12 protein-coding genes and 1 pseudogene are annotated in these 11,216 nt (G+C 32.7%); 7 read left to right on the forward strand and 6 right to left on the reverse strand.

What is annotated here, in order from left to right; translation table 11 throughout:
* Positions 1–39: 39 nt before the first annotated feature.
* Positions 40–597 (reverse strand): hypothetical protein, encoded by a 558-nt coding sequence (locus DMB65_RS09570; RefSeq protein ID WP_110306427.1) that lies wholly within the window; start codon positions 595–597, stop codon positions 40–42.
* A gap of 587 nt (positions 598–1,184) precedes the next feature.
* Positions 1,185–2,681, reverse strand: a complete 1,497-nt coding sequence (locus DMB65_RS09575; RefSeq protein WP_110306428.1) for a S41 family peptidase — start codon at positions 2,679–2,681, stop codon at positions 1,185–1,187.
* Positions 2,682–2,737: 56 nt separating this feature from the next.
* Between DMB65_RS09575 and DMB65_RS09580 the strand changes: the two genes are divergently transcribed.
* The 3 genes from DMB65_RS09580 (at position 2,738) to DMB65_RS09590 (ending at position 5,205) form a co-directional block, all read left to right on the forward strand.
* Positions 2,738–3,118, forward strand: coding sequence for a hypothetical protein (locus DMB65_RS09580; protein ID WP_110306429.1), 381 nt, complete (start codon positions 2,738–2,740; stop codon positions 3,116–3,118).
* Positions 3,119–4,076: 958 nt separating this feature from the next.
* Positions 4,077–4,559 carry an energy transducer TonB gene (locus tag DMB65_RS09585; protein ID WP_123955316.1) on the forward strand — a complete coding sequence of 161 codons (483 nt, stop codon included), beginning with the start codon at positions 4,077–4,079 and terminating at the stop codon, positions 4,557–4,559.
* Positions 4,560–4,830: 271 nt separating this feature from the next.
* Positions 4,831–5,205, forward strand: a complete 375-nt coding sequence (locus tag DMB65_RS09590; RefSeq protein WP_123955318.1) for a YdbT family protein — start codon at positions 4,831–4,833, stop codon at positions 5,203–5,205.
* Between the two features lie 232 nt (positions 5,206–5,437).
* On the opposite strand, the gene DMB65_RS09595 is transcribed toward DMB65_RS09590, so the two are convergent.
* The 3 genes from DMB65_RS09595 to DMB65_RS09605 all read right to left on the reverse strand — a co-directional run bounded on the left by DMB65_RS09595 (position 5,438) and on the right by DMB65_RS09605 (position 7,271).
* Positions 5,438–6,058 (reverse strand): DUF2335 domain-containing protein, encoded by a 621-nt coding sequence (locus tag DMB65_RS09595; protein WP_110306432.1) that lies wholly within the window; start codon positions 6,056–6,058, stop codon positions 5,438–5,440.
* 9 nt (positions 6,059–6,067) lie between these two features.
* Positions 6,068–6,307 carry a hypothetical protein gene (locus tag DMB65_RS09600; RefSeq protein ID WP_110306433.1) on the reverse strand — a complete coding sequence of 80 codons (240 nt, stop codon included), beginning with the start codon at positions 6,305–6,307 and terminating at the stop codon, positions 6,068–6,070.
* 559 nt (positions 6,308–6,866) lie between these two features.
* Positions 6,867–7,271 (reverse strand): helix-turn-helix domain-containing protein, encoded by a 405-nt coding sequence (locus DMB65_RS09605; RefSeq protein WP_110306434.1) that lies wholly within the window; start codon positions 7,269–7,271, stop codon positions 6,867–6,869.
* Positions 7,272–7,449: 178 nt separating this feature from the next.
* On the opposite strand from DMB65_RS09605, the gene DMB65_RS09610 reads away from it, so the two are divergent.
* The 3 genes from DMB65_RS09610 to DMB65_RS09620 all read left to right on the forward strand — a co-directional run bounded on the left by DMB65_RS09610 (position 7,450) and on the right by DMB65_RS09620 (position 9,144).
* Entirely contained in the window at positions 7,450–8,010 is a 561-nt protein-coding gene (locus DMB65_RS09610; RefSeq protein WP_110306435.1) for a hypothetical protein, read from the forward strand.
* Positions 8,011–8,488: 478 nt separating this feature from the next.
* Complete coding sequence (locus tag DMB65_RS09615) at positions 8,489–8,782, forward strand: type II toxin-antitoxin system HigB family toxin (RefSeq protein ID WP_110306436.1); 294 nt, start codon at positions 8,489–8,491, stop codon at positions 8,780–8,782.
* A gap of 5 nt (positions 8,783–8,787) precedes the next feature.
* Positions 8,788–9,144 carry a helix-turn-helix domain-containing protein gene (locus tag DMB65_RS09620; RefSeq protein WP_110306437.1) on the forward strand — a complete coding sequence of 119 codons (357 nt, stop codon included), beginning with the start codon at positions 8,788–8,790 and terminating at the stop codon, positions 9,142–9,144.
* Positions 9,145–9,644: 500 nt separating this feature from the next.
* Here DMB65_RS09620 and DMB65_RS09625 read toward each other — a convergent pair whose 3' ends face one another.
* Complete coding sequence (locus DMB65_RS09625; protein ID WP_110306438.1) at positions 9,645–10,199, reverse strand: REP-associated tyrosine transposase; 555 nt, start codon at positions 10,197–10,199, stop codon at positions 9,645–9,647.
* A 221-nt stretch (positions 10,200–10,420) separates the two neighbouring features.
* Here DMB65_RS09625 and DMB65_RS09630 point away from each other — a divergent pair.
* A pseudogene (locus DMB65_RS09630) lies at positions 10,421–10,684 on the forward strand (helix-turn-helix domain-containing protein); the annotation flags it as partial.
* Positions 10,685–11,216 lie beyond the last annotated feature (532 nt).

Below are 11,216 nucleotides of genomic sequence, written 5' to 3' on the forward strand. Positions count from 1 at the left end.
ATTTAAATTTATATTATTTATTTCGATTTTTTTAATCATTTATAGTCCTAGATTCTGAACAGTCGTCACAGTGCCTCTTGAAGTTTCAGGATCGATATTCCAAAGGAAAGTTTGTACTTGTTTAATGTGTTCTAATTTAACATCTATCCCTGTAAATATATCTTTATTTTCAATTCCTATAGGTCCAGTAGGGAAACCCGTTTCATCTGTAGTAGTAAACTCAACTTTAAAAACTCGATATGTGTTATCAACTGTTTCACCATCAGCTATTTTATTACTGTCAATAATTGCTTTAAGTTGCTTTTCATCACAGTAAATAAAAAATTGCAGTTGGTTTTCTCCATAAGTACCTATTGTGAATTGCTGATTTATTTTAGGTTTTAAATCAATTGCACTTAATGTTGTTCTAACTAATACAATAGCTGTAATTTCCAAACCATTTCCAGTCATTATAGCCTGATTTAAAGTCGGCAAAGGCTGTTTAAAAGTCTTACCAAAATTAATACTTCCAATTTCAGTTACCACTACTGTTGTATACAAAGGTGTTCCTGGTGGATTAGTAAGTCCGTCTTTTTCAGAATCTGTAATTATTCCCATAGTATTGTTTGTTTATTTATTTAGTTCTTTGTTAGCTAGTTCATTTTTGGAACTGGGTTAGAAATTAAAAATAAATTTTATCATCTTTCATTTTATTTTCTAGACTAAAAGTAAAACAGAAGTCAAGTCTAAGACAAAAAAATGTCATAGGACAGCTATTTCAATACATGAGGTGGGCTTAAAATTATTACTCGCCGATTTACCGATACTAAATCATCATAATAATCTTCGAGGACTTCTTCAAAAGCTGGAATTGACCATTGTTGGAGTTACATCAGGCTTAATCAATCTAAATGAAACCGTAACTTCATGAGGAAAGCATTTTGGATTTTACCTTACTCACAAAAGCCGAATTACCAAAATGAACCTATACGCTCATTTTAGAGAAGAAGTGAAATTTACATCATTCAAACACAAACATTTTTTAATTAAATTAATGGATTCAAAACCATGAAAGATCAAATTCAATGCGAAACACCTTTTGGTGTTTTAGGGGAATTATTTGATGTTTTATGGTTAAAAAAACATTTGAGGAATTTTTGATGGCATCGAAATGGAGTTTTGCAAAGTTTGTCTGAGTTTTTAATTTATTGTTTTTTCAATCCTTTAAAATCCTCTATATATAAACCTTTGGCAGTATTTGTAGGGTTGAATGCAGCAAGATTACTAATATTTAAGGACAAAGAAGGATTGGTGGTTTTTGCTGTAGTTCGCAGGGTTTGGCCTGTAATTAATTCAAGAGCTTTATTCAAATAAGGATCTTTTACGTTTCCAAATTCAACCAAATTTAAGAAAGCGCTATATGGATTAATTTCGTAATCAGGTGTAATTTTCGATGGATTTGCGTCTTTGTCTTTGTTATAATAGGAAAAGGTAATGGGTTGCAATTGCCATTTGTGTTTAGTACTTCGATTGGCATACGAGATATAATTATAAGCAGGAGAATCGTATAGTGTGTTGGATCCTACAAATTTACCAACAGTTTCTTCGCCTATTGTGATTACGTTAATGTATTTTTTCAGACATTGTATGGTGAGCTCGCTGGCAGAAGCGGTTTGAAAACTTACCAGCACATATATTTTGGTCAAAGCAAGGCTGTTGATACTTTCTTCTCTCTGAAAAGTGGGTTCGTTATCAACCAGGTTAAAAATATTCACTTTTTCGGAAAGATTTTCATAGCCGTCTTCACTATTGTGTTTATTATTGAAGTCTAAGTAAATATAGGGTTTGTTGGTAAAACTGCCATTAATCATTTGTGCCAGGGCAACTGCTGTTTCTAATGAACCGCCTCCATTGTATCTTAAATCTAAAACCAATTCGTTAATTCCATCCGATTTCATTTTAGCGAAAGCGGCATTGAGTTCGTCATTATAATCAGACTTGAAACCATTATATACCAAATAACCAATATTTTTGCTGCCATATACTTTCTTTTCGTAATAAGCAACCGGGTTTTCATCAATAGTAGCTTTTGTTACAGTCACCGTTCCTGCTTTGTCTGTGGTTACCATGCTGCCGTTTGTAAATTTCACACTTGCTGCCAGAGTAATGGTGACTTGTGAATTTTCTAGTTGGTCATAATTACTTGAAGTAAGCTGGCTTCCATTTATTTTTGTAATAACATCGCCTCTTTTCAATCCCGCCAAAGCTGCTGGTGAGCCAGGTACAATGTAGTCAATTAAAGCTACCATATTTGTATTGGATGCGTCTTTAGGGTAAATTCCATAGCTAAAACCACCTTTTTTTTCGACTTCTGCAATTTTTGAAGCATTCACTATCTCATTACTGTTTTCAATCCAGGAGAATCGGTCAATAGTTCCTCTTTGATATAGGAGTGAATAAAAAAGCGCATCGGGAGTTTTTCCGTTAATAAAATTGTTATATGTTGCGGTAGAAGCGATTTTGCTGTCAGACAAATTGGCAACGTTAGGTTGCCAGTAGTACCAGGAATTCATAGCTTTCCAGACAAAATTGTTAATCTCGTCTGGTTCGGTAGCTGTAGTTTCATTAGCATCAGAATCCTTGCTGCAAGCTGTAAAAACCAATCCTACAAGTAATGTTGTAACAATATATTTTAATTTCATTATTTTTTCAATCGTTTAATTTAAGTTAAATTTGTGGGTATATAAACGCTAAAAGTATGAAAAATAGTATTCCAAAAGCCGTCTTTTTATTCTTTTATTTCGGAGTTTTTTTTCTTTTTTCCTGTTCCCGACAACTTTTAGAGATTAAAAACCAAACGTATAAAAGTTATAACAGGAATAATGAGAGAGGATATGTAGTTAGTTTTGAATTAAATAACACTGCTGTTGTTCCTAAATCGATTGTGATCAATGGTATTGTTCAGGATATAGCAAAAGAAAACAAAATTGGAGAGACATACCAGGTCAATGTGATTGCACAAACTACCCTAATTCATAATTACCAGGTAAAATTGGATAAAAAAGAAAATGGAATTTATTTTGAGAAAAATTCCGATATATTTTTTCAACCTGTAAAATTCAAATTAATCACAGACTAATTGAAAAAGTTTAAATTACTCTTTTATAAATACAGTAAATCAGCTGGTATGAGCGTCTCGCTCGTCCCTCAACGGAAAAGCTGTCTAAATGTTTAGATTATATACATTTAACCCCCGATAGCCCTGATATGTTCAACGATAGCTTGGAAATTCTTTCCGTGCCCGTTTCTATATTAATAAAAGCTGATGTAAAGGTTTAGTTAAAAACTGGATTTATCTGTTAAGATATACTTTGTGGGCACGGTTACAAATCCGAACCATCGGGTTAAATAGATCCGCTCGCAGATTGAGAACATTATAAAAAACGTTTTGCTCTTTTGAGTTCAATAACCTTTGGCTTTAGCCAAAGGTTATTTAGAAATTGTATTTATTGGCTTTAGCCAAAATGATATAACTCTTTTGGCTAAAGCCAATTCAATAGTTAACCTAAATTCCGTTGACTAAAGTCAACGGCAATTGAAAAACAATAGTAACCTAAATTTAAGATAAACAGAATTAACTCTATTTTCATTTTGTGACATTTTTTTTAAAACGAAAAAAAAATCACAAAATCGGTGACAAAATTTTCAGTTCATAAAAAATGTCACAATATCGGTGGCAAAAAATTCGTTTTAAAAAAATTGCGCTTAATTCTATTAATCACAGCATTTGTTGAAAACCAATTTTGTTGATTTTGTTGTCATTCCGACGAAGGAGGAATCGCACAAGTTGCTCACGTTATGTGATTCCTCCTTCATCGGAATGACAAAAGCTGTAAATAGTAGAATTAAGCCTTTATTCTCTATGCGGGTGCGAAGTCAGGAGACGTTCGCATAGCTTTTCATAAGAACTCTTCGGGGAGCGGGATAAAGTAATTAATTTCGTTAAAATTAAATTTAAACTGTATTAAATTATTGACTTCAAAATGGAATAAATTTTGTTTTTTTACATATAAACTCTTTGCACTAAACAAAAACCTATGATGAGAAATTTTTTAAGAGCCATTAGTTTTTTATTGTTATTCAGCTGTCAAAATACTACTGTTCCGGCAATGGCAGAGCCGGCTTCTAAAAATATCGATAAGATTTTGCCAGAACAAACAATGAAACTAGAAAAGCGTCATGATAGTAAGCCAAAAGATAATAAAGTTTATAGTGTCTCTGAGGTAGAAATTCTTCCGAAATTTCCGGGAGGGATTCAAAAGTTTTATGCTTTTTTAAAGAAAAATTATGTTATACCACAAGAATTAATGAATGATGAAGCTTCTAGAGGCGGTGTTTTTGCAACTATAAAAATTGAAAAAGACGGCAGTTTCTCTGAAATAAAAATTCTTCGTGATATTGGTTACGGATCGGGAAAAGAATTGGAAAGGGTTTTAAGATTATCCCCAAACTGGATTCCGGCAATCAAAGATGGAAATCCAGTACGATGTTTATATAGTATTCCGTACTATGTTCAGTAACCCGTTCCAACATTCTATAAATGTGATGCTATTACTTTTACAGACTTCTCTTTGTTTATTCTCTATGCGGGTGCGAAGTCAGGAGACGTTCGCACAGCTTTTCATAAGAACTCTTCGGGGTAATTAATGTCTAAAAATTTGATATGTTCGTTAGGTTTGACTACTATTGTGTTAATTTAACGGTAAAAACAAAAATTAGATGGTCGAAATGAAAATAGGAAAGCACTGGCTATGTTACACTCCAGTATGGTTTATAGCTATAATGAGTATCATGTTGCTAATATTTGGAAATGGTAATGTGTATTTGTTTGGTTGGATTTTATTAGGATTCAATATACTAGGATATTTTACAATTAAAAGCTACAAATGGATAGCAAAAGACGGGGAAATCCTAATTGAATCGGGTGTGCTGCCATGGCAAAAAAGTTACATACGAATTCCAGTGGCAAGAGTATTGGGAATGACAGTAGACAGTGGTGGTTTTTTTGGTTGGTTTTTAAATTATGGAACGATTACTTTAAATGCATTCGACGGGTCATCATCCCCAATTATAGGAAAACATATGAAAGGTGCTGTTGCTTTCATGGAACATATTACGGGAGGGGATAATCCCGATCGCTCAGATATCCGCAACGATAGCGTGTAAATTCTTTCCGTGCCCGTTCCTAATATTATTAAAAAGGATATAGTTAAAAACTGGATTTTATTAAATCTGTTAAGATAGAATGCGGGCACGGATTACAAATCCGCGCGATCGGGGTCGCAGTGAATTATTTAAAATTAGTATTGTAATTCAATATATTTATTAGACATATATAAGCAAAAAGAGGCTGTTTCGCTTTTGAGGCAGCCTCTTCTTGTATTATAATGAGAGGTTTTTATTCTTCTTTCTCTTCTTCGGACTTTTTTGAAAGTTGTTTTTTGTTGTCCTTTTTGTCTTCAGGTTTTGGATTGTCTTTTTTGCCAAGAACGAATATTCCAGCTAAACCTAAAATGGTAGTACCGCCAATTACTGATCCAATTGCTTCATGCCCGTTTAATCCTAGATAAGTTGCTAATGAAAGAGCAAATAAGCATAAGAAAAACCCAAAAATTTGACCAACAAGACTTTGATTTAGTTGAGATGAAATGGCTTTTTTTTCCATTGCCATTCTGTGATCCTGCTGTTTTTCAGCCATAATCATAATTCTGTCTGCCCCGTTGGGTATTACAGCATCATACTTAATGATTGTCTCAGCGGATGGTAGAGGGCCAGAATGGTGGCTCTGGGTAACACGTAATGTCATTCGACTAACCGTTTGTAAAACCTCACTACGTTTTATTTCGTCTAAGCCGTCGAAAACATGTGGATTTATTTCTTCTAGTTCCTCTCTTATTTCAACAATCTCAGAATTCTCAATTTCATCTGTGCTATCATCATTTTTGAATGAACTATTTTTTATAGGAACGACATCCTTAAGTTTGGATTTTTTGTTGCTTTTTTTAGGATTTTCAGACATGATTTATATCTATTTTAAACAAAGCTTAGTATGATTTAACGTTTCAAATTTCTTTTTGGCTTCTCTTATGTCTTCACCAATATTTTCCCAATCTGAAGTTAAGGCTTTGTGGTCTGCTTCTAATTCGGTTTCTGAAATGTGAAACTCATAATAATTACCAGGCACATTAAAAACAGAACCAATACCTCTCCAGAATGTACATTTTGAAAATAGATAATCCGTTTTATGTTTTACCTTAGTTTCTTCCATAACGATTTAAATTTAAAATTTTGATTCCCTCTTGCGATATAAAATTTCAAAAGAGGATAGGTATATAAATAATATTATATTGCTTTATTAAAAGTACACAAAATTTAAGTAAGCTCAATAATAATTTAAGTTATGATTAACTTAGTGTACTAAAATTATGCCATTTTATTAATCAGGTGCGCGTAAAATTTTACGCGCACCTGATTAATTTCTGGACGAAGTTATATTTTTTTTTTTATAAAGTCAATAGCTTTTGGAATATTAATAATTATTTATAAATCAATTTTTTGTGTTGGTTTTGAGACTTTTGCCTTAAAAAATCTTCTATTAGTGCTAGCGTCTCGCTCATTAACTTGAATGTGATTATAAAAATAAGAATCGTAGACGTTCATGTCAGCAGGGGGAATGTTTTAAAAAGAAGAAAGAGGCTGTCCGAATGTATGGACAGCCTCTTTTTATACTAAAATATTTGGACTCCTATTGGAGACGAATTTCATTTATGCAATCCTCAGAGGCTAGCTTCGACTTTTCGGACAGCCTCTATATCTTTTATAAATAATCATTTACCAATCAATTTCTCAAGCCTCGCCATCATTTCATCTTTCTCTTTCAGCATACGTTCGTATAACGCAATTTTTTCTTCGTGCAACTGAACTAATTTTTCAATTGGATGAAAAGTAGGATTATGATTGATGCCATTCAATATTGATCCATTGTCAAAAGTATTGGCAATAATATTTATTGCCTGCTCCTCATCAAAATTCTGAAAAGCCTCAACAGGAATTTTCAATACAGCAGAGATTTGTTTCAGCAAACTGTCTTCTATTACATCTTTTTGCTCCAGCATAGAAATTTTCTTTTGGTTCCAGTCTTCCCCCAGATCATAAGCCAGTGCTTCCTGCTTGATGTTAAGCATTTCTCTAAAACGTTTTACGTTTCTTCCCTGATGTATTTTCTGTTCCATAATAAATATCAATTTTCTAAAGGGGCAAAGATAAAGCCATCTGCATTAAAAAGTGTGAATTTCAAAGATAAAAAAATATCTGTAAAATATCCCTTTGTCAGATAGTATATCCAAATCCGGAATAGTTTATCCTTTTGAAAGAGTAGAACTTCGCTTGTAAATTTTAAATTTTCCCGCCATGAAAAAGAATAAGATATACTTTGAAACTAATTTTTGGGCAGCCTATGAAGCAGAAAATCCACTAGAGGCTCTTTACTCTTTTTTTGACTTTGCCCAACTCGATTACTACAAGCAGATGTTGAGTGATGTGGTCATGCATTGCCACAGGAACAAGATATACAAACAAGACAATCCATGCGAAATTTTTGTTTTCTACACTGCTGTATGCTCTTTTATCAAAGTGTGTTATTGCTTAAAGAGGAAAAGCATAAAATGGAAAGTGAAAGGTTCGGGCGATTATCAGTCCATAACGCAGCTGGCTTCACTTAGTAAAGAAGAATACGCGAATCCCTTTTTGGTATTCGAAAGCGCATTTGAAGAGAAAACTCCCGAGGAGTTTGTTTTTTTTCTCTATGAAATTGTCCAGATCTCATTGTCTCCCCATACCGAAGAGCTTGATTATGATCTCGTAACGTGCTATATCCATTTAATCAGAATGCTGGATGCCGGGCAGATTATGGGAGAAAGAGGCATTGAAAAAATTAAAAAAGCAGAAGAAATTATCCCTGTAACCGAATAAAATATTCCCTGCTCATCAAAGAGTTATTATAGATAGCGGGCGAATGTCTTAGTTTCCGACTTCGTTTCATAGGACAAGAACAGAAGTTATAAAACAAAAAGCTTCAGATTTCTCTGAAGCTTTACTTAGTAGCGGGAAGCATTCAATTATCTAACCAGATTATCTTGGATTATTACGATATTTTGGAATGTGCATCTTAACTTTTTCTCTGCTTTTTGTTTGCATGGCCATTTATATAAACGCCAAAAATCATCAATCAAATTAAAGCCCTTTTGAAAATTTTTGGTAAAAAAAATATTTGAAAACAAATAATATATGAAATTTATCACATATAGCTATCCGGATTTGGATGGTTTTGTGTGGTTTGTTACACATATAAATAAGTTCGTAATCATGGGACAAATTTTGTGCAGATAAAATTCATAAGCAATTCCCGTATCGGGAACTTATTTATTATCTTTGTCCAAAACTTAGAGACTTGAGAGTAATTGCAAAAAAAATATTGAGAGATTTTTGGGAGTCACATGCCGATTGTGAACAACAATTGAAGTCTTGGTATCAGGAAGCAAGTAAAGCTGAATGGAAAAACCCAAACGAAATAAAGCAAGAATATCCAAGTGCGAGTATTTTGAATGACAATCGTGTTGTTTTCAATATAAAAGGGAACAATTACAGATTGATTGTGAAAATAAATTATGATTATCAAATGGCTTGGATTCGTTTTATTGGAACGCATTCGGAATATGATAAAATTAACGCTAACGAAATTTAAGAACTATGGAAATTAAACCTATAAAAACAGAAACAGATTATAATCAGGCTCTTGAAAGACTTGAAATAATTTTTGATGCTAAAAATGGAACGCCTGAAGGCGATGAGCTTGAAGTACTTGGTATTCTAATCAACCAATACGAAAATGAACACTTTCCTATTGGCTTGCCAGATCCAATAGAAGCAATAAAATTCAGAATGGAACAGATGGGCTATAATCAAAATGATTTGGCAAACATTGTAGGTCTAAAAAGTCGCGCAAGCGAAATCCTAAATCGTAAAAGAAAACTATCTCTTGAAATGATTAGAAAATTACACGAAGTTCTAAATATTCCAACTGATGTTCTAATTCAAACATACTAGTAGTAACGATTGCGGTAGTGTTTTTTAAATTTCGAACATATTGAAATAGAACAAATATTAGCAATAAACAATTTAAAGATGAGTCGTAATGCTCATCTTTTTAGTTTTAATATTGTCTTAAAAGAACTAAAAATGGGTAGTGTTTCAGAGTCTAATTTTATATATTATCTTACTTCTTTGGAATTGTAAATCTAAGTAATTTTTATAACATGGGTTTTATCATCTTTAACGGGACTCGAACCAATTTTTCTTGAAAACATTGGTGATTTTTATCTTTAAAAAATGAAACAAGATTTTTTTTGAATCATAAAAAAGCCTGATAAATCTATGTTTATCAAGCTTTTACTTATTTTAGTAGCGGGAACAGGACTCGAACCTGTGTCCGCCGCGGCGGATATGAGCCCGATGAGTTAATTGTTGAGAATCAAATTTTTAATAAATTCTCTTCCAAACCCGATAGCGCGGATTTGCAATCCGTGCCCACATAGTAATTCAATTATCTAAAACAAATCTAGCACTTCAACATCCAATTCATTTTCTAAACCTGCATAGTTTCTTGCTGAGCTAAAATAGTAATCCTCTGGCAAGGTCACTACTTTATCTTTTACAGGATTGTTATGAATATAGTTAACCTTTTGTTTTATAAACCAATTGGTTTCAATTATTTCGGCGTGATAGCCATCTTGCCAAACTTTATAACTTTGATCCCGTTTTAGATGCTCACACACTTTTTCAAAATATGCCAAAAGCCACTCCCTTCTACTTTCAGGTTCGTCTTTTATAGTTTGAATAATTTTCTTGGATGTATATTTTTTAAAATCACGCATGACATCTGATAAAATAAAACCTTTTGTGGCTTTGCACATTAAATGGATATGACTGTGCATAATACAATATGCATAAATTTCAAGTCCTTTTTTTTCTTGACAATATTGTAGAGCATTAACGATATTGTACTTTTGGTTGAGTCGGGTAAATATATCAACCCAACCGACTGTGGTTATCGTTATAAAATAAGCTTGATCCGTTGTTGTTGCTTTATATTTTGTTGACATCCTTTTTTATTTAAAAATACAACAAAAGCTATAAATAACTAATTCATATATCTTTTATTTACTCTTTCTTGTAGAATAACTTTGCGGGCACGGATTACAAATCCGCGCGATCGGGTCGTCTCGCTCATTAACTTGAATGTGATTATAAAAATAAGAATCGTAGACGTTCATGTCAGCAGGAGGAATGTTTTAAAAAGAAGAAAGAGGCTGTCCGAATGTATGGACAGCCTCTTTTTATACTTGGTATTCTAATCAACCAATACGAAAATGAACACTTTCCTATTGGCTTGCCAGATCCAATAGAAGCAATAAAATTCAGAATGGAACAGATGGGCTATAATCAAAATGATTTGGCAAACATTGTAGGTCTAAAAAGTCGCGCAAGCGAAATCCTAAATCGTAAAAGAAAACTATCTCTTAAAATGATTAGAAAATTACACGAAGTTCTAAATATTCCAACTGATGTTCTAATTCAAACATACTAGTAGTAACGATTGCGGTAGTGTTTTTTAAATTTCGAACATATTGAAATAGAACAAATATTAGCAATAAACAATTTAAAGATGAGTCGTAATGCTCATCTTTTTAGTTTTAATATTGTCTTAAAAGAACTAAAAATGGATAGTGTTTCAGAGTCTAATTTTATGTACTATCTTACTTCTTTGGAATTGTAAATCTAAGTAATTTTTATAACATGGGTTTTATCATCTTTAACGGGACTCGAACCAATTTTTCTTGAAAACATTGGTGATTTTTATCTTTAAAAAATGAAACAAGATTTTTTTCGAATCACAAAAAAGCCTGAGAAATCTATATTTCTCAGGCTTTTACTCATTTTAGTAGCGGGAACAGGACTCGAACCTGTGTCCGCCGCGGCGGATATGAGCCCTACGAGTTAATTGTTGAGAATCAAATTTTTAATAAATTCTCTTCCAATTCCAGTTTTTAAATATTTTTCTTTTTTGATAGCTTCAGCTTTTGCATCGAAAAATTCAACATAAATTACTTTCCATGGTC

The sequence above is a fragment of the Flavobacterium cheongpyeongense genome, from assembly GCF_003202435.1.
Classification (GTDB): Bacteria; Bacteroidota; Bacteroidia; order Flavobacteriales; family Flavobacteriaceae; genus Flavobacterium; species Flavobacterium cheongpyeongense.

What these genes read in the sequence shown, in the direction of transcription:
- DMB65_RS09570 (WP_110306427.1), bottom strand. Translation starts at nt 597, where the DNA reads ATGGGAATAATTACAGATTCTGAAAAAGACGGACTTACTAATCCACCA.
- DMB65_RS09575 (WP_110306428.1), bottom strand. Translation starts at nt 2,681, where the DNA reads ATGAAATTAAAATATATTGTTACAACATTACTTGTAGGATTGGTTTTT.
- DMB65_RS09580 (WP_110306429.1), top strand. Translation starts at nt 2,738, where the DNA reads ATGAAAAATAGTATTCCAAAAGCCGTCTTTTTATTCTTTTATTTCGGA.
- DMB65_RS09585 (WP_123955316.1), top strand. Translation starts at nt 4,077, where the DNA reads ATGATGAGAAATTTTTTAAGAGCCATTAGTTTTTTATTGTTATTCAGC.
- DMB65_RS09590 (WP_123955318.1), top strand. Translation starts at nt 4,831, where the DNA reads ATGTTGCTAATATTTGGAAATGGTAATGTGTATTTGTTTGGTTGGATT.
- DMB65_RS09595 (WP_110306432.1), bottom strand. Translation starts at nt 6,058, where the DNA reads ATGTCTGAAAATCCTAAAAAAAGCAACAAAAAATCCAAACTTAAGGAT.
- DMB65_RS09600 (WP_110306433.1), bottom strand. Translation starts at nt 6,307, where the DNA reads ATGGAAGAAACTAAGGTAAAACATAAAACGGATTATCTATTTTCAAAA.
- DMB65_RS09605 (WP_110306434.1), bottom strand. Translation starts at nt 7,271, where the DNA reads ATGGAACAGAAAATACATCAGGGAAGAAACGTAAAACGTTTTAGAGAA.
- DMB65_RS09610 (WP_110306435.1), top strand. Translation starts at nt 7,450, where the DNA reads ATGAAAAAGAATAAGATATACTTTGAAACTAATTTTTGGGCAGCCTAT.
- DMB65_RS09620 (WP_110306437.1), top strand. Translation starts at nt 8,788, where the DNA reads ATGGAAATTAAACCTATAAAAACAGAAACAGATTATAATCAGGCTCTT.
- DMB65_RS09625 (WP_110306438.1), bottom strand. Translation starts at nt 10,199, where the DNA reads ATGTCAACAAAATATAAAGCAACAACAACGGATCAAGCTTATTTTATA.